Here is a 20,025-nt window from a genome sequence, read left to right as displayed (position 1 = left end):
CGACACGGAGGTATTTGTGCGCGTCCGAGGTCGTCGGCGTGTAGGCGGCTGATGTGGCGCCGGTTATCGCGGTTTCGCCGGTGCCGGCGGCATCGGTCGCGCGGTACCACTGGTAACTATAGGTCACTGTATCGCTGTCGGTGTCGCTCCAAGTGCCGGTCCCAGCCGACAAGCTTCCGCCGACGGCAGCGGTTCCGGTAATCGCCGGGATGACTGAGTTGACGGGAGCGGTATTGGCGACCGTCGTATAAGTGGACTGGGCCGTCTGGGTCGAGCTGCCGTTGGCATCGTTGGCGGTGATGACGACCTTCAGGAACTGGTGCGCATCCGATGTGGTCGGCGTGTAGCTGGCGGCCGTGGCTCCCGAGATCGCCGTGGCTCCCGTGCCGGCGGCGTCGGTGGCGCGGTACCATTGGTAACTGTATGTCACTGTGTCGCTGTCGGCGTCGGACCAGGTGCCGGTAGTGGCCGACAAGCTTCCGCCGACGGCAGCGGTTCCGGTGACGGATGGTGCCGTCGTATTGGCGGGAGCTGTGTTGGCGACGGCCGTCCTGACCGAGGACGCCGTTTCGGTTGTTCTGCCCTGGGAGTTGGAGGCGGTGACCACGACGCGGAGGTTCTTGTGGGCATCGGCCGTGGTCGGCGCGTAGCCCGCCGAGGTGGCGCCCGAGATGGCTGTTTCGTTGGTGCCGGTGCCGTCGTCCGAGCGGTACCACTGATACGTATAGGTGATGTCGCTGTCGGTGTTGGTCCATGAACCGGTGCCGGCGGTAAGCGCCCCGCCGACGGAATTGGTGCCGGTGACTGCCGGCACGGTCGTGTTGACAGGGGCCGAGTTGGCGACCGACGTCCGGGGGGACCCGGCGGTCTGGGTCGAGCTTCCATTGCCGTCGTTGGCGGTGACGACGACGCGGACATACTTGTTGGCGTCGGCGGCAGTCAGCGTGTAGGCGGCGGCGGTCGCCCCAGTGATCGCGGTTTCACCTGTGCCGGCGGCGTCGGTCGCGCGATACCATTGATAACTGTAGCTCGGCGTGTCCGTGTCGGTGTCGCTCCAGGTGCCGGTCGTGGCGGTGAGCGCGTTGCCGACGATGGTGGTGCCGGAAACGGCCGGAACGGCCGAGTTGACCGGGGCGGTGTTGGCGATCGTCGTGTAGGTGGATTCCGCCGTCTGGGTCGAGCTGCCGTTGGCGTCGTTGGCGGTGACGACGACCTTCAGGAACTTGTGCGCGTCGGAAGTCGTCAGCGTGTAGGAGGCCAGGGTGGCTCCGCTGATCGCCGTGGCTCCCGTACCGGCAGCGTCCGTGGCGCGGTACCATTGGTAACTATAGGTCACCGTGTCGTTGTCGGTGTCGCTCCAGGTGCCGCTGGTGACGGTCAGCGCGTTGCCGACCGTTGCGGTTCCGCTGATCGCCGGGACGATCGAGTTGGCGGGGGCGGTGTTGGCGATCGTCGTGTAGGCGGATTCCGCCGTCTGGGTCGAGCTGCCGTTGGCATCGTTGGCGGTGACGATGACCTTCAGGAACTTGTGCGCATCCGATGTCGTCAGCGTATAGGACGCCAGGGTCGCGCCGGTTATTGCCGTGGCCCCCGTGCCGGCGGCATCGGTCGCGCGGTACCATTGGTAGCTGTAGGTCACCGTGTCGCTGTCGGTATCCGACCACGTACCGGTCGTGGTGGTCAGCGCATTGCCGACCGTTGCGGTTCCGCTGATCGCCGGAACAGCCGAGTTGACTGGAGCGGTGTTGGCGATCGACGTCCGGGTGGATTCGGCGGTCTGGGTCGAGCTGCCGTTGGAGTCGTTGGCGGTGACGATGACCTTCACGAACTTGTGGGCGTCCGAGGCCGTCAGCGTATAGGACGCCAGATCAGCGCCGGAGATCGCGGTTTCGCCGGTGCCGGCTGCGTCGGTCGCGCGGTACCACTGGTAACTGTATGTCACCGTGTCGGTGTCGGTGTCGCTCCAGGTTCCTGTGCTGGCCGAGAGCGCATTGCCGACCGTTGCGGTTCCGCTGATCGCCGGAACGACCGAGTTGACCGGGGCGGTGTTGGCGATGGCGGTGTAGGCGGACTGAGTCGTCTGGTCCGAACTGCCGTTGCCGTCGCTGGCGGTGATGACGACCTTCAGGAACTTGTGCGCGTCGGATGCCGTCAGCGTGTAGGACGCCAGTGTGGCACCGCTGATCGCGGTTGCCCCCGTGCCGCTGCTGTCGGTAGCCCTGTACCACTGGTAGCCATAGGTCAGCGTGTTGTTGTCGGCATCGGTCCAGGTGCCGGTCGTGGTGGTCAGCGCATTGCCGACCTTGGCCGTCCCGGTGACCACCGGGATCGCCGTGACGAGGGGGATGTCGTTGACCCCGGTCAGGTTGATGGTCAGCGTCTTCTGATCGCTCAGGCCGCCGTCGGAGGTGGTGAGCGTGAAGGTTTCCGTGGCGTTGGCGGTCAGCGCGTTGATGGCGCCGGCGTTGGGGACGTAGACATAGGCGCCGGTGGTGCTCAGCAGGTACAGGGTGCCGTAGCTGCCGGTCTTCGACACGTCGTAGGTGGTGGCGCCGACGGTGCCGCCTGTGGTCCCGTTGCTGATGCCGTAGGTCAGCGTCGTGCCTTCGACGTCAGAGGCAGCCAGCGTGCCGGTCTGGTTGGTGGAGAAGGCGTCGGTGGCGGACGTGTCGGTCAGGCTGATCGTGGTCGGCGTAGTCAGGACGGGCGTGTCGTTGACGGCGGAGATCGTGATCGAGGCGGTGTCCGTCACCGACGAGTAGGCCGAATTGCCGCCGTTGCCGCTCAAGGTATCGGCGGTGCTTCCGGCCGTGCCGGCCGACTTGTCCCAGGCGCGGAAGGTGATGGTCGCCGAGCCGTTGTAGTTGAGCGTCGGGACGAAGCGGATCTTCTGCGTGTCGCTGCCGGTCAGCGTGCCGTCGAGCAGGCGGGATGTTGCCGCCGTGACGGTGCCGAAGGCGTTCCAGGTCGTCCCGTTGTCGGTCGAGTACTGCCAGGCGCCGTTGGTGTTGTCGACCGCCGTGACGGCGATGGCGCTGATGGCCGTGCCGTCCTGGTCGGTGATGGCGCCGGTCACGAGGCTGGACACGGAAGCACCGGTATTGCCGGCGTCGGCCACGTCCTCGGCGATGCCGGTCAGGGCCGGCGACGGGGTGGCGTCCAGCACCGGCGCGAAGTTGAGCACCGTCAGCGTCAGGTCGTTGCCGGTGCCGCCGGCATAGCTGACCCTGAACGTGTAGATGCCAGACGTGACGGTATCGCCTTCCGCCAGGGTGAAGCCATCCGACGTCTTCAGGGTGCCGACGATCGCGTCGGTGCCGTCGTTGGCGATCAGGACGAATGTGTCGTTGGCCGTGGGCGTATAGCCCAGGCTCAGCGTCAGCTTGGCGCCGGTGATGGTGACCGTGCCGGTCACGTCGATCTGGTCGTAGCTGGTGCCGGCGACGGTGCCGTTCAGTTCGGCCGACAGGAAGCCGCCGGACGAGATCGTCAGCCCGCCGGTCAGCGTCAGCTTGCCGGGGCTGTTGCCGGCCGCGATGATGCCGCCCGAAGCGATCGAGACGGCGCCCGCGATGGTGCCCGTGCCGCCCAGCGTGGCGCCGGAGGAGACGGTCACAGCACCGGTGCCGGTCATCGTGCCGTTGACCGCCAGGGTGCCGCCGCTGATCGCCGTGGTTCCGGTATAGCTGTTGGCGCCGGTGATGGTCACCGTGCCGGTGCCTGACTTGGTCAGGTTGCCGGTGCCGGTGATGCCGCCCGACAGGGTGACGGCCCCTGTTGTGTTCACCGTGCCGTTGGAAGCGCCCAGCGTGATCGGGTTGGTGATGGCGACCGTGGCGCCGGTGACGTCCAGCGTGCCGCCGGAGAGGGTCACGGTGCCGCTCAGCGCCGCCGCCGTGGCGACCGCGACGGTGCCGGCGCTGACCGACATGCCACCGGTGGCGCTCGTCACGGTCAGGGTGCCGGTGCCGACCTTGGTCAGGGCGTGCCCGTTGGCGGCCAGCGTGCCGGACAGCGTGACATCGACGTCGGTCTGGACCGAGGCGTCGCCGGTCAGCGTGACGGCGTTGTCGATCGTGACGGCGCTGGTCACCTTCAGCGAGGTCCCGGCCGCCAGCGTCACGGCGCCGGAGCCCAGGTTGGCGTCGGCGCCGACCGACAGCGTGCCGCCGGCGACCGTCGTCGTCCAGGCCGCGGCGCTGTTGGTGCCGCCGCTCAGCTTGACCACGCCGGTTCCGGTCTTGGTCAGCGACGAGGTGCCGGTGATCGCCCCCGCCAGCGTCAGTTCGTCGGTCGCTCCGGTCAGGCCGTAGCTGATCGTGCCGCCGCCGGTCCCGAGCGTGATGGCCTTGGTGAAGCTTTGCGCGCCGGTGCCGGTGAAGGCCAGCGTGCCGCCGGCCAGGGTCAGCCCGCCGGACCCCAAATTGGTCTGGGCCGCGATGCTGAGCGTACCGGCCGATACGGTGGTGAGGCCGGACCAGGTATTGGTGGCTGACAGCGCCACGGAGCCGGCGCCAAGCTTGGTGAGGGTGCCGGTGCCGCTGAGCACGCCGGCATAGGTGCCGTCGGTGCTTTGGTCGAACACGACGGCCGCGTTGTTGGTGATAGCGCCCTGGAGGCTGGTGGTCGTGCCGGTCAGGGTGCCCGCCGACACCGTGGTGCCGCCGCTATAGGTGTTGGCCCCGGACAGGGTGACGTTGCCGGTACCCGATTTGGTCAGGGAGCCGCTGCCGCTGAGCACGCCGGAATAGGTGCCGTCGGTGCTCTGGTCGAAGACGACGGTGGCGGTGGCGCTGTCGGTGATGTTGCCTTGCAGGCTGGTGGTCGTGCCGGTCAGGGTGCCGGCGGAAGCCGTGGTGCCGCCGGTGTAGGTGTTGGCGCCGGACAGGGTCAGGGTGCCGGTGCCCGATTTGGTCAGGGAGCCGGTGCCGCTGATCACGCCGGCATAGGTGCCGGAGATGCTCTGGTCGAAGACGACGGTGGCGTTGTCGGTGATGTTGCCCTGGAGGCTGGTGGTCGTGCCGGTCAGGATGCCCGCCGAAACCGTGGTGCCGCCGGTGTAGGTGTTGGCGCCGGACAGGGTGACGTTGCCGGTGCCCGTTTTGGTCAGGGAGCCGGTGCCGCTGAGCACGCCGGCATAGGTGCCGGCGGTGCTCTGGTCGAACACGACCGCCGCGTTGTCGGTGATGTTGCCCTTAAGGCTGGCTGTCGTGCCGGTCAGGGTGCCCGCCGAAACCGTGGCGCCGCCGGTGTAGGTGTTGGTGCCCGACAGCGTCAGATTGCCGGTGCCGCTCTTGGTAAATGCGCCAGTGCCGGAGATGACGCCCGACAGGGTGACCGCCGCGCTGTTGTCGATGGTGCTGGCCGAAGATACGGCGATGGCATTGTCGATGGTCGTGGCGCCGGTCACCGACAGCGTGCCGCCGCTCAGGGTCACTATGCCGGCGACCAGATTGGCATCGGCCGCCACCGCCACCGTGCCGCCGGAAACCGTCAGGCCGAGCGTGTAGGTGTTCGAGCCGGAGGTGACGGTGCCGGCGACGGCGTTGCCGCTGTTGCCCAGGGTCAGCGTGCCGGTGCCCGATTTGGTCAGGGTGCGGCTGGCCGAAGCACCGCTGTCCAGCGATACTACGCCAGACAGGGTGACGGCATCACTCACGTTGATGATGTTGGTGCCATTGCCCCGCACGTTGATCGCCGTGGCGAAGGTGCCGGCGCCGGTGATCTTCAGGGTCGGCCCGCTGTTGTTCAGTGTGATGCCGGAGCTGGCCAGGGTGGTGGTGGTGGCCAGTTCGAAGATGCCGCCATTCAGCGCGGTGGTGCCGGTATAGGTGGCGTTGGCGGCGATCACCAGCGTGCCCGAACCGCCCTTGTTCAGCCCGCGGCTGCCGCCGGTCTCGCTGATCACCCCGCTCAATGTCGCCGTCGCCCCGCTGGCGACGCTGATCTGCGCCGGCGCGGCGTTGAGGATGATGCCGTTGTCGATGGTCGCCGTCTGGGTGATGGTCAGTATCGCATTGGTGCCCAGCGTGACGGCGCCGCCGCCCAGATTGCCGTCGGCACTGATATTGACCGTGCCGCCGGCGAAGGACGAGGTGCCGGCGTAGGTGTTGGCGCCCGACAGGGTCAGCGCGCCGGCACCGCTTTTGGTCAAGTTGCCGGTGCCGGAGATCACGCCCGACAAGGTCAGCGCATTGGCATTGCTGATCGTGCCGCCATTCACGCCCAGGGTGACGGTATTGGCCACGGTGACAGCAGACCCCGTGACGCTCAGCGTGCCGCCGTTCAGGGTCAGCGCGGCACCGCTGATATTGCCGGTGTCGGCGATCGTCAAGGTGCCGGTATTTACCTCCGTGGTGCCGGTATGGGTGTTGGTGCCCGATAGGGTCAGCGTGCCCGACCCGGCCTTGGTCAGCGCGCCGGTGCCGGAAACCACGCCCGACAGGGTGACCGCCGCGCTGTTGCTGATCGAACCATCATTGCTGCCCAACACGACCGCGTTGTCGATGGTGGCGGCACTGGTAACGGACAGCGTGCCGCCGTTCAGCGTCACCGCCCCGCTGAGCAGGTTGGCATCGCCGGCCACTGCCAGCGTGCCCGCCGTGACACTCGTCCCGCCCGCGCCGGTCTGGGTGGCCGAGAGGGTCAGCGTGCCGGCTCCGGACTTGGTCAGGGTGCCCGCCCCGGAGATGATACCCGACAGGGTGACGGCGGCGGTGTTGTCGATGGTGGCCGCGGAGGACAGGCTGATCGCCTGGGTGATGGTCGCGGCGCCGGTGATCGACAGATTGCCGCCGCTCAGCGTGATCGCCCCGGACAGCAGATTGCCCGCCGTTGCCACGGACACCGTGCCGGCGGAAACCGTCGTCGCACCCGTGCCGGTCTGCGTGCCGCTCAGGGTCAGCGTACCGGCGCCTGATTTGGTCAGATCACCCGAGCCGGACAGAACCCCCGACAGGGTGACCGCATCGCTGTTGGTAACGGTGCCGCCGCTATTGCTGAAGGAGATGGCATTGTCGACGGTCGTGGCGCCGGTGACCGAAAGATTGCCGCCGCTCAGGATCAGCGCGCCCGACAGCAGGTTGCCGTCGGCGGCGACGGCCAGGGTACCGGCGGAAACCGTCGTCGTGCCCGTGGCGGTCTGCGTTCCGGACAGCGTCAGCGTGCCGGCGCCTGATTTGGTCAAGGCGCCCGCGCCGGAGACGATCCCCGACAGGGTGGCGTCGGCGTCCGTCTTCACCGTGGCGCCGCCCGCCAGGGTGATGGCATTGTCGATGGTGGTCGCGGCGCTGATCACCAGCGTGGTGCTGGCGGACAGGGTCAGCGCGCCGGCGCCCAGATTGGCGTCGGCGGCCACGCTCAGCCGCCCGGTCGACAGGGTGGTGGCGCCGGTATAGGTGTTGGTGCCCGACAGCACCACCAGATTGCCCGCCGGGGTAGTGCCGCCGACGATGGTCAGGTTGCCGCTGCCCGAAACCACGCCGCTGAACGTGATCGTCTCGCCATTGACCGTGTCGGTCGGCTGGCCGGTGTAGAACAAGGCGTTGCCGGCCAGCACGATGTTGCTGGCGATGGAGCGGGTCGAGCCGGCGACGCCCAGATTGGTGCTGGCGGCCATGGTGATCTGGCCCGAGCCGAAGGTCGAGCTGCCGGTCGCGACGATCGAGCCGGCATTGACGGCTATGGCGCCGGTGAAGCCGCTGGCATTGGCGAGATAGACCACATCGGTGCCGGTCTTGGTCAGCGTGCCGGAACCACTCACCGCCCCGCTCAGCGTCAGCCCGTTATTGTTGACGGTATCGACATTGATCGTGCCGCCGTTGCTGCCCACCACCACCGCGTTGCTCAGGGTGAAATTGGTGTCGCCGACATCCAGCGTGCCGCCATTCAGGCTCAGCGTGCCGCCAACCATGTTGGCGGCGGCGCCGATGGCCACCGTGCCACTGTTCACTGTCAGCCCGCCGGTGGCGGTCTGCGTGCCCGACAGGGTCAGCACGCCGGTGCCGGCCTTGGTCAGGGCGCCGGTGCCGGAAATGGCGCCGGACAGGGTGACGGCGGCGTCGTTGCTGATGGTGCCCGGCGAAGAAAGGGCGATGGCTTTAGTGATGGTGGTCGCGGCGGTGACGCTCAGATTGCCGCCATTCAGGGTCAACGTGCCCGACGTCAGGTTGCCGTCGGCGGCGACGGCCAGGGCGCCGGCGGAAACCGTCGTTCCACCCGTACCGGTTTGCGTGCCGGTCAGGGTCAGCGTGCCCGTGCCCGCCTTGGTCAGGGCGCCGGCGCCGGAAATGACGCCCGACAGGGTGACGGCGGCGTCGTTGCTGATGCTGCTCGCCGAAGAAACGGCGATGGCTTTGCTGATGGTCGTGGCGGCGGTGATGCTCAGATTGCCGCCGGCCAGTGTCAGCGTGCCCGACGACAGGTTGCCGTCGGCGGCGACGGCCAGGGTGCCGGCGGAAACCGTCATCGCACCGGTGGCGGTCTGGGTGCCGCTCAGGGTCAGGGTGCCGGCCCCTGATTTGGTCAGGGTGCCGGAGCCGCCGACGACATTGCTGAGGGTGGCGCTGATGCCGGTGCCGACATTGATCGTGGCGTTGGCGGCCATGTCGATATAGTTGGCGAAGGTACCCGACGCGGTCAGGTCCAGGGTCGTGCCGGTGGAGAACGAGATGCCGCCGGTGCCCAGGGCGCCGACGGCGCCGGCGGCGATGGTGCCCGCCGTCAGGGTTGTACCGCCGACATAGCTGTTGGTGCCCGAGAGGGTGAGGACGCCGGTGCCCATCTTGTTGATGCTGCCGCCGCCGCTGCCGGTGATGGAGCCGCTGAAGGTGGTGCTGGTGTCGTTGCCGCCTGACACCAGCGTGGACGAGCCCAGGGCCACGGTGCCGGCGCCGGCCAGCGAGCCGATCGTGTCGTTGGTCGTCACCGTCAGGGTGGCCCCCGACGCGACCGTGACGGCCGTGGTGTCGGACAGGGCGCCGCCGCTCCTGTTCAGCGTCAACCCGCCGGCCGAAACCGTGGTGCTGCCGGTATAGGTGTTGGCCCCCGTCAGGGTCAGGGTCCCCGCGCCGAGCTTGGTGATGCCGCTGGTGTTGGTCGAGGAGATGACGCCGGAGAAGGTGGAGCTGTTGGCATCGCCGACCGTGAGGGTATAGGACAGACTGACGGCGCCGGCCCCGGCCAGCGACGCGATCGTCTTCGCGCCGCCGCTGGCCAAGCTCAGCGTGGCGCCGGAATCCACCGTGACGCCGCTGCTTGTGCTGATCGAGCCGCCGCCGCCCAGGTCCAGCGTGCCGGCGCTGACGGTGACCGCACCGGTATGCGTGTTGGCGCCGGTAAGGGTCAGGGTGCTCGCCCCGGCCTTGGTCAAGGCCCCGGTGCCCGAGATGATCCCCGACAGGGTCACCGCAGCGCTGTTTTCCAGCTTGCCGCCGCTGCTGCCGACGGTGATGTCCTTGGCGAATGTGGTGGCGCTCGTGATCTTCAGAACGGCGCCGGCGCCGTTCAGGGTGACGGTGCCGCTGCCCAGGTTGGCGGCGCTCGCCACCGACAGGGTGTTGATGTTACCGCCAGAGCTGGCGCCGGTGATGGTGGTGTTGGTGTAGTTGTTGGTCCCCGACAGGATGACGGCGCCGGTTCCCGCACTGCCGGCGATCGTCAGGCTGCCGCTGCTGATCGCGCCGCTGAAGGTGAGGTCGGCATTGATCGAATTGTCGATGGTGCGGTCGGCGTTGCCCAGATTGACGGCGCCGGAGAAGGTGAGCGCATTGGAGCCTGAGAAGGTCAGGGTGCCGCCCAGCGTCACGGCGTTGGTCAGCGTCACGGCTGATGAGCCGGCGCGGATCTTGCCGCCGTTGATGGTCAGCGTGCCGCTGCCCGCGGCGCTGGCGTTGTCCAATAGCAGGATGCCGCTTTGCAGCGTGGTGCCGCCCTGATGGGCGTTGGCGCTGCCGGAAAGGGTGAGGGAAACGCCAGCGTTGGTGCTGGTGACGGTCAGAGCGCCAGTGCCGGTGATATTGCCCGACAGGGTGGTGGCGCCGCCGGAGAAATCGACGGTGCCGCCGCCGGCGCCCAGGGTGATGCCCTTGGCATAGGAGAGGCCCGCCGCCGTGGCGGCCAGCGTGCCGCCGTCCAGCGACAGGCCCGAGGTCGAGGAGATGTTGTCGGTCGCACCGAACGCCAGTGTACCGCCCGTCACACTGAGGGCGCCGGTCAGGGTGTTGGTGCCCGACAAGGTCACCGTGCCCACGCCTGATTTGGTCAGGCCGCCGCTGCCGGCGATGACGCTGCTGATCGTGGCGGTGTCGGCCGACCCGTTGGTCACGGTCAGCACCACGCCCGAGCTCAGGGTGACCGTGTCGCCCGCCAAGATGAAGCCGCTCGCCGCGTCGGCGTCCAGGGTCAGGCTTTCCGCCAGGGTCAGGCCGGCGGTCAGCGTGGTGGTCTGCGCCGCCAGCGCGCCGGTCAGCACCAGCGTCTCCGCTCCCGCCGACTGCGCCGCCGCGATGGCCACCGCCTCGCGCAGGGTCACGCTGTTGCGGTCGGCGTCGCTGGTCTCGCCGGTGGCGTTGACCGTGATGGTGTTGCTGGTGACGGTGACCGTCCCGGTGGCGGCGGAATTGCCGTCGCTCAGGCTGTATGCCAGCGCCATGTTGCCGGTCGGTGTGTCGGTGCGGAAGGTCACGCGCCGCAGCACGTCCTGGACCAGGGCCGTGGTCGCCGCCGTCGCGGCGCTGTTGAAGGTGACGGTCAGGACGCCGTTCGTGCTGGTGAAGGCGGCGAAGATGTTGCCGCCCGCCAGGAGGTTGGAGCCGACGACGGTGAACAGCGGGGTGTTGCCGGTGTCGAACCCGAAGATGTCCGTCGTCACCGCCGTGCCGGACCGCTGGAATGTCAGCGACCCGCCGCTCCAGTTCCCGTTTCCGCTGTTCTGGGCCCCGAGTTCCGTGTCCGCGACGGTGGCATCGGACCCGGCGTCCAGGGTCACCGCGTTGCCGGTGCCGGCCCAGGCGACGCTGTTGGTGTCCAGGTTGCCGGTCGTCGGCGTATCGTTCACTGGCGCCGTGAGGGAGAAGTCGTTGCCGTTGCCTCCGCTCGCCATGTAGGAGGCGGTCAGCACCCTGTTGTTGGCAGTCAGCGTTTCGTTGTTGGCGAGGCTGGCGAAGGTCCCGGTGATGGCGTCGGTGCTGTCGTTGGAAATCAGCAGATAGGTGTCGCCGCTGGCCGGCGTGTAGTTGTGATTGACCGACAGGGTGGCGCCCGTGACGGTCACCGTGCCGTTCACCACCACTTGGTCATGGCCGGTGCCGGCGGTGGCCCCGGCGATGTCCACCGACAGCGTGCCGCCCGCCGAGATGGACAGGTTGCCGTTGATGTTCAGCGTACCGGCGCCGCTGTTGGTGCCCTCCACGCCGGGCGCCAGGAAGGCGCCGCTGCTGATCGTCACGGTGTTGGACGAGCTGGCGGCGAAGATGCTGCCGGTGCCGCCCAGCGTCGCTCCCGTGGCGACGGTGAGGGAGGTGGTGGCGCCCAGCGAGCCGGTGACCAGCAGCGTGCCGACGGTCACCGTGGTGCCGCCCGAATTGGTGTTGGCGCCGCTCAGGGTCAGCGTGCCGGCGCCGACCTTGGTCAGGTTGAAGTTGCCGCCGATCGCACCGCTGACGGTCAGGCTGCCCCCGGTACCGGCGCCGATCATGCTGGCGGCGGTCATGGTCACGGTGCCGCTGAGCGTGGCCGTGCCGGTATCGACCCGGAGCGCGCCGCCGCTGGATATGCCCGTGCCGGCCAGACTGACATTTTCCGCCACCGTCACGCCGCTGCCCAGTTCCAGGACGGCGCCGCTTTGCACGGTGGTGGTGCCGGTGGTGTCGCCCAGCGCGCTGTTGTGACCGGCGACCAGCGTGCCGGCGGTGATCGAGACCGCGCCGCGCCAGGCGTTGTTGTCGCCGGTCAGGGTCAGCGTCCCGGTACCGGCCTTCGTCAAGGTGTAACCGCCCGACACCGCACCGCTGACCGTCAGGCCGCCGCTGGATGCGACCGTGATCCGGGAATTGGCCGTCAATGCCACCGTGCCGCTGACCGTGGCCGTCCCGTTGCCCACCAGGGCGCCGCCGCTGGACACGCCGGTGCCCGCAAGGCTCAGGTTCTCGGCCAGCGTGATGCCGTTTTCCACTTGCAGCGCGGCGCCGCTGGAGACCGTGGTGCCGGCCGCCGTCGTGCCCAGGGCATTGTTGTGCCCGGCGGCCAGGACGCCGACGCCGACGGTGGTGGCGCCCGTATAGTCGTTGTTGCCGGTCAGCGTCAGCGTGCCGACGCCCGCCTTGGCGAACGTGCCCGAGCCGGATATCACGCCCGACAGGGTGACCGTGCTGGCGTTTTCCACCGTGCCGCCGCCGCTGCCCAGCGTGACGGCGTTGTCGATGGTGACGCTGCTGCCGGTCACCGTCAGCGTGCCGCCGTCCAGCGTCACGGCGCCGGAACCCAGGTTGGAGTCAGCCACCACGCCCAGCGCGCCGGCGGAGACGCTGGTCGTGCCGGAATGGGTCTGCGTGCCCGACAGGGTCAGCGTGCCGGCCCCCGTCTTGGTCAGCGCACCCGAGCCGCCGATCGCGCCCGACAGGGTGACCGCGTTGGCGTTGCTCACCGTGCCGCCGCCGCTGCCCAGCGTGATGGCGTTGTCGATGGTGACGCTGCTGCCGGTCACCGTCAGCGTGCCGCCGTTCAGCGTCACGGCGGCGGAGCCCAGGTTGCCGTCGGCGGCGACGCTCAGCGTTCCGGCCAGGACCGACGTCGTGCCGGTATGGGTCTGGGTGCCCGACAGGGTCAGCGTGCCGGCCCCCGTCTTGGTCAGCGCGCCCGAGCCGCCGATCACGCCCGACAGGGTGACCGCGTTGGCGTTGCTCACCGTGCCGCCGCTGCTGCCCATCGCGATGGCGTTGTCGATGGTGACGCCGGTGCCGGTCACCGTCAGCGTGCCGCCGTTCAGCGTCACGGCGGCGGAACCCAGGTTGGCGTCGGCCGCCACGCCCAGCGTTCCGGCCAGGACCGACGTCGCGCCGGTATGGGTCTGGGTGCCTGACAGGGTCAGCACGCCGGCCCCCGTCTTGGTCAGCGTGCCGGAACCGCTGATCACGCCCGACAGGGTGACCGCGTTGGCGTTGCTCACCGTGCCGTCGTTGCTGCCCATCGCGATGGCGTTGTCGATGGTGACGTCGGTGCCGGTCACCGTCAGCGTGCCGCCGTTCAGCGTCACGGCGCCGCCCACCAGCGTGCCGTCGCTCGCCACCGTCACCGTGCCGTCCCTGACCTCCAGCGTGGTGGTCCCGGCCGAGTTGCCGGTGCCGGTCAGCGTCAGGCCGCCGGTCCCCGTCTTGAGCAGGGCGTTGGCGCCGGTGATGTCGCCGGACAGCGTCGCGGTGATGCCCGAGCCGACATCGACCGTGCCGCCGCCCGTGCCCATCGTGACGGCGTTGGCATAGGTATCGGTGGCGGTCAGGCTGAGCGTGCCGCCGGCCAGCGTCAGCGTGCCGCTGGTCAGGGCGCTGTTGGCGCCCACCGACAGCGTTCCGGCGGAGACCGTGATTCCGCCGGACAGACCCGTCCTGTTGGCGCCCGACAGCACCAGCGTGCCGGCCCCGACCTTGGTCACGCTGACGCTGCCGCCGACGGCACCGCTGATGGTCAGCGTGCCGGCCGTCGCACCCAGGTAGGAGTTCCCGGTCAGCGTCACGGCGCCGCTCAGCGTGTTGGTGCCGCTGACATTGACCAGCGCGCCGCCGTTGGAGATGCCGGTGCCCGCCAGCCCGGCGATCGCCTCGGCGATCGTGATACCGCCTGACAGGCCCAGCGCGGCACCACTGGTGACCGTGGTGGTGCCGCCTGTCGTGCCCAGCGCCGTGGCGTTCGCCGCGACCAGCGTGCCGGTCGAGACGGTGGTGGCGCCGGTGTAGGTATTGGCCCCCGACAGGGTCACGGTGCCGCTGCCAACTTTGGTCAGGGCGAAGCCGCCGGACACCACACCGCTCAAGGTCAGCGTATCGCCGGCATTGAAGGCGCCGATGTCGGTGTTGGCCGCGAGCGTGATGTTGCCGGTGACGGTGGCCGAGCCGGTGCCCTCGTTGACCTTGAGCGCGCCGTAGCCGGCATTCACGCCGGTGCCGCTCAGCGTCAGCGCGTCGGCGATGGTGAGTCCGTTTCCGATCCTGAGCGTGGTGCCGTTGGCGACCGTGGTGCCGCCGGCCGAGGTGCCCAGCGCGTTGCTGTGCGTGACGATCAGGACGCCGGTGCTGAGGTTGGTGGCGCCGGTATAGGTGTTGTTACCACTGAGCGTCAGCGCGCTGCTGCCGGTCTTGGTGAGATCGCCCGTGCCGGAGATCACGCCGGACAGGGTGACGGCGCTGCCATTGCTCACCGTGCCGCCGTTGACCCCCAGTTCGAACAGGTTGTCGATCGTGACGGCGCCGGTCACCGTCAGGGTGCCGCCGTTGAGCGTCACGGCGCCGCCGCCCAGGTTGGCGTCGGCGGCGACGCTCAACGCGCCGGCCAACACGGTGGTGGCGCCATAGGTGTTGGTGCCCGACAGGGTGAGCACGCCCGCCCCAGTCTTGGCAAAGGCCCCGGCACCGCCGATCACCCCGGCCAGGGTGGCGTTGCTGGCATAGGTCGCGGTCAGCGTCATGCCGCTGTCGATCGTCACGTCGGTGGCGGCCGAACCGCTGCCGGTCAAGGCGCCGACCGTTTCGTTGCCGCTCGCCTGGAACACGCCGGAGCCGGACAGAGTGACCGCGGCGGCGTTGCCGATAGCACTGCCGCCCGACGCCACCAGCGTCCCGTCGGAAACCGCCCAGTCGCCGGTATGGGTATTGGTCCCGCTCAGGGTCAGCGCCCCCGCCCCCGCCTTTGTGAGCGCGCTCGATCCGGAGATCTCACCCGACAGGGTCACCGCGTTGGCGTTGGTGATCGTGGCGTCGTTGCTGGCGGCGATAGCGTTGGTGATCGTCACGCCGGTGCCGGTGATGGTCAGCCCGGTGCCGCCCGTGTTCAGGGTGACGGCGCCGGCGCCGATGTTGGCCGCGCTGGCGATGCTGATCCCGTTGCTCCCGCCGACCCGGGTTCCGCCGGAATAGGTGTTGGTTCCGCTCAAGGTCAGCAGCGGGCCGCCGGTCTTGGTCAGCGCGCCATTTCCGGTGATGGTGCCGGACATCGTGGCGGCACTGGAGGTGACGCTGATGGTGCCGCCGGATGATCCCAGCGCGATGGCGTTGTCGGTGCCGCCGCCGCCAAAGCCATTGAGGTTTAAGGTGCCTCCGTCAAGGGAGACGGTGCCGCTGGTCAAATTGCTGTCGGCCGAGACGGACACCGTGCCGGCCGTCACCGACAGGCCGCCCGACCAGCCGGTGGAATTGCTCGTGCTGCTGAGCGTCAGCGTAGTGCCGCCGGCCTTGGTCAGGCTGCTGCCGGCCGCGCCGGTGATGGCGGCGGACAGGGTGCCGGCGGTGGACTGATTGACGGTCAGCGCGTTGGCGCCCAGCGCCAGCGTCCCGCTGCCGGACAGGGTGCCGATCGTCTCGGCCGCCGACGACAGGGTCAGCGTGCCGCCCGACAGGGTGACGGTGGCGGTATCCGCCATCGCCGTGCCGCCGCTATGGTTGAGCGTCACGCCGCCGGCGCTGACGGTCAGCGTGCCGGTGAAGGTGCTGGCCCCGGTCAGCGTCATCGTGCCGGACCCGCTCTTGGCGACGCTGCCGCCGGTCCCCTCGATTACGCCGCTGAACGTCGTGGTGGCGTTGTCGCCGCCAGCCGTCAGGGTGTTGGCGCCCAGCGACACCGTGCCGGCCCCGGCCAGCGACCCGATGGTGTCGCCGCCGCTCAGCGACAGGGTGGCGCCGCTGTCCACCGTCACCGCGCTGGAATTGCCGATGCCGCCGCTGCCCGTGGTGGCCAGCGTGCCGGCGCTGATCTGGGTGGCGCCGGAATAGGTGTTGCCGCTGTTGCTCAGCGTCAGCGTGCCGGCGCCGGTCTTGGTGATCCCGCCGCTGCCGGCGAGCGTGCTGGTGATCGTGGCGGTGTCGGCCGACCCGTTGGTCACGGTCAAGATCACGCCCGAATCCAGGGTGACCGAGTCGCCCGCCAGCGTGAAGCCGCTGGCCGCGTCGGCGTCCAGGGTCAGGCTTTCCGCCAGGGTCAGGCCGGCGGTCAGCGTGGTGGTCTGCGCCGCCAGCGCGCCGGTCAGCACCAGCGTCTCCGCTCCCGCCGACTGCGCCGCCGCGATGGCCACCGCCTCGCGCAGGGTCACGCTGTTGCGGTCGGCGTCGCTGGTCTCGCCGGTGGCGTTGACGGTGATGGTGTTGGTGGTGACGGTGACCGTCCCGGTGGCGGCGCTGGTGCCGTCGCTCAGGCTGTAGGCCAGCGCCATGTTGCCGGTCGGGCTGTCGGTGCGGAAGGTCACGCGCCGCAGCACGTCCTGGACCAGGGCCGTGGTCGCGGTCGTCTGGCCGCTGGTGAAGGTGACGGTCAGCACGCCGTTGGTGCTGGTGAAGCCGGCGAAGATCTGGCCGCTCGCCTCGAGGTTGCCGCCATTGACGGAGAACAGCGCGGCGTTGCTGCTGATGGAACCGGTGTTGAACCCGAGGGTGTCGCTCGTCACCGCCGTGCCGGACCGCTGGACGGTTAGCGACCCGCCGTTCCAGTTGCCGTTCCCGCTGTTCAGCGCGCCGAGTTCGGTGTCCGCAACGATCAGGTTGAAGCCGTCGTCCAGGGTCGCCGCGTTGCCCGTGCCGGCCCAGACGACGCTGTTGGTGTCCAGGTTGGTGATCGTCGGCGTGGCGTTGTTGCCCGATGCCGTGATGGCGTTGGTGGTCAGGTCGGCGATGGTCACCGTCCCGTCGGCCCCGCGCGCCCAGTCCTCCGCCGCCGCCAGGTTGTAGGTGACGCTGCCGGTGGAGATGAGGCCGTCCTTGGTCAGCCGTAGCGCCACGGCATTCTTGTCCGTCGTCCCCAGCGTGACCGTGAAACTGGTGGCGCTGGTGATCTCCACGTCGTCGGTGCTGCCGGTCGTCAGCGCATAGCTGCCGACGTCGCCCAGGATGCTCAGCTTGGTGATGTCGATATCGTTGAGGCCGCCCGACTTCGACAGGAAGCCGGTGCCGGTCACCACCAGGACGCCGGACGTTACGTTGTAGGTGGCGGACGTGATCGTGGGAATGGCCACGTTGCTGACGGTCACCGGGCTGGTCGCGTCGACGTCGGTGACGCCAGCATCCGCGCCCGCCGTCCAATCCTCCGCCGCCGCAAGGTTATAAGTGGTGGCGCTGGTCGAGCTGGTGCCGGCCTTGTTGAGGAACAGGGCGACGGCCGCCTGATCGTTCGCGTTCAGCGTGACTTCGAAGCTGGTGCCGCTGGTGATCTCGACATTGGCCGAGGTCAGCGTGCGGGTCGCGGCGCCTTCGCCCTTCAGCGTGAGCTTGGTGACGTCGATGTCGTTGGTGGCGCCCGACAGCTTCAGGAACCCGGTGCCGGTCACCGTCAGGACGCCGGTCGAGACGTCGTAGGCGGAGCCGGTGATGGTGGGCACCGGCACGTTGCTGACGGTCACCGGGTTGGTGGCGTCGGCGATGCTGGTGTCGGCGATCACCGTGTTCCAGTCGTCCGCCGCCGCGAGGTTGAACGTCGTGCCGCCGGTCGAGGTGGTGCCGGCCTTGTTCAGGATCTGGTTGACCGCCGCCTTGTCGGTCGAATCCAGCGTGATCGAGAAGGACGTGGCGTCCGTGACCTCGACATTCCCCGTCGTGGTCAGGGTATGGGTCGCCCCGCCCTCGCCGGTCAACGTCAGGGTGTTGGCCGTGATGTCGTTGGTCACTCCCGACGCCGCCACCAGCCCGGTGCCGGTCACCGCCAGCACGCCCGACGTGGCGTCATAGGTGGCTGACGTGATGGTCGGGGCCGACACGTTGCTGACGGTCACGCCGTTGCCGGTGGCGTCGACGTCGGTGACGCCCGCGGCGGCGCCCGCCGCCCAGTTCTCCGCCGCCGCGAGGTTGTAGGCGGCGCCGCTGACGGGCGACGTGCCGGTCTTGTTCAGCAGCCCGTTGACGGCCAGCTTGTCCGCCGCGCTCAGCGTGACCGAGAACGAGGTGCCGCTGCCGAGCTCGACGCTCGATGTGGTCAGCGTATAGGTGCCGCCGCCCTGTCCGCTCAGCGTGAGCTTGGAAATGTCGATGTCGTTGGTGGCGCCGGACAGCTTGAGGAACCCGGTGCCGGTCACCGCCAGCACGCCGCTGGAGGCGTCGTAGGTGGCCGACGTGATTTCCGGTACCGGGACGTTGGTGACGTCCACGGCGTTGCCGGTCGTGTCGGCGTTGCCCGAGCCGTACCAATCCGCCAAACCGGCGATGTTATAGGTGGTGGCGCTGGTCGAACTGGTTCCGGCCTTGTTCAGGATCTGGTTGACCGCCGCCTTGTCGGTGGCGTTGAGCGTGACGCTGAAGCCGGTGGTGCCGCTGGCGGTGATCGTGTTGACCGAGCCCGGATCGGTCAGGGTATAGGTGCCGCCACCTTCGCCGGTCAGCGTCAGCCTGGTCTCGTCTACGGCATTGCCATTGGTCAGGCCGGTGCCCGTCACCGCCAGCACGCCTGATGTGGCGTTGTACGTCGCGCTGGTGATCGTCGGGCCGGCGGCATCGTCGTTGGTGATCGTGCCGGTGGCGGTGGACGTGCCCAGCGTGGCGCCGTTGGGACCGGACAAGGTCACGGTGAAGGTCTCATCCGATTCGACCGTCGCGTCGCCCGCGATGGTGACGTCGAAGGTCTTGGACGTCTGGCCGGGGGTGAAGGTCAGGAAGCTGCTGACGGTGGTATAATCGACGCCGGCTGTGGCCGTGCCGTTCGTCGTCGCGTAGTCCACCATCACATTCTTGCCCGATGCGGCGCTCAGCGTGACCGTGAAGGTCATGTTGCTGGTGCCGCTGTTGCCTTCGGTCAGGCTGGCATTGGCGATCGAGACGGTCGGGGCCGCGTCGTCGTCGGTGATCGTCACCGTGGACTGCTGGGTGCCGCTTTCGGTGGCGCCGCCGCCGCCGGTGACGTTGGTGATGTCGAGGATTACGGTTTCGTTGTTTTCATTCAGGGTGTCCTGTACCGCCGTGACCGTGGCGGTGCCGGTGAGCTGCCCGGCGGTGATGGTGATGGTGGTCGAGGACAGGGTATAGTCGGTGCCGCTGCCGGTCGCCGTACCGGTCGGGGTGAGGGTGACCACGGTATCGACCGAGGCCGCCGCACTCAGCGTCGCGGTGATGGTGGAGGTGCCGGCGGCCTCGGCGATGGTGGTCGGGCTGGCCGACAGCGTCACGGTCGCGGCCGATGTGGTGACGTCCACCTTGGTCGCCGTGGCCATCGTGTTGCCGGCGGTGTCCTTGCCGACCATGTAGAGGTCGTAGGCGGTGCCGGACTTCAGGCCCGTGATGGCGGAACTGCTGTCGAAGGCACCGGAGCCGGCCGATCCGCTGCCGCTCGCCAAAGCGCCGCCCCCACCCGACGCGGTCCCGGCCACCACTTCCGCCGCCGACGGCGCGGTGGCGTTGTCAGCGACGACGACGTAGTAGACCGTCCCCGACTCGTTGAGGCTGGACGTGGCGGTGAAGCCGGTGGTGGTGACGCTGGTGGTGGCCGGGGCGACATCGAAGGTGGGGGCGGTGGAGTCGCCGGCGGGAGCCTTGACGTCGGTTACCGACAATGAATCTACGCGATAACTCGGATTGGCGTCACCATTTGCGGTGGTTCCAGGAGTCGGAGTGCCATTGTCAGTAAAATCGCGGGCCGTCAGACGAATACCGTAAATGTCATTGAAGCTAGTATTTGATCCGACACTTATGGTAACATACGCCGTATTGGCACTATTGGTTTTTTGAACTTCAACTACAGTTCCGGTAACATTAAAATTTGAATCTAGCGCATAGACTTGTAAATATCCAACGCCACTTGCCGATAAAACTAGCTGAGAAAAATCGAAAGTGTGTCCGCTGAGATTAG

The 20,025-nt window shown here is 68.6% G+C and carries 1 protein-coding gene; it reads right to left on the bottom strand.

The window, feature by feature from the left end; genetic code table 11:
- On the bottom strand, positions 1-19,729 hold a 19,729-nt coding region (locus tag N826_RS45415), incomplete at its 3' end, for an autotransporter-associated beta strand repeat-containing protein (RefSeq protein ID WP_044433085.1).
- Positions 19,730-20,025 lie beyond the last annotated feature (296 nt).

The sequence above is a fragment of the Skermanella aerolata KACC 11604 genome (assembly GCF_000936425.1).
Lineage (GTDB): Bacteria > Pseudomonadota > Alphaproteobacteria > Azospirillales > Azospirillaceae > Skermanella > Skermanella aerolata.
The sequence above is the reverse complement of the archived record's forward strand: the minus strand, read 5'-3'. Positions and strand labels throughout refer to the sequence as shown.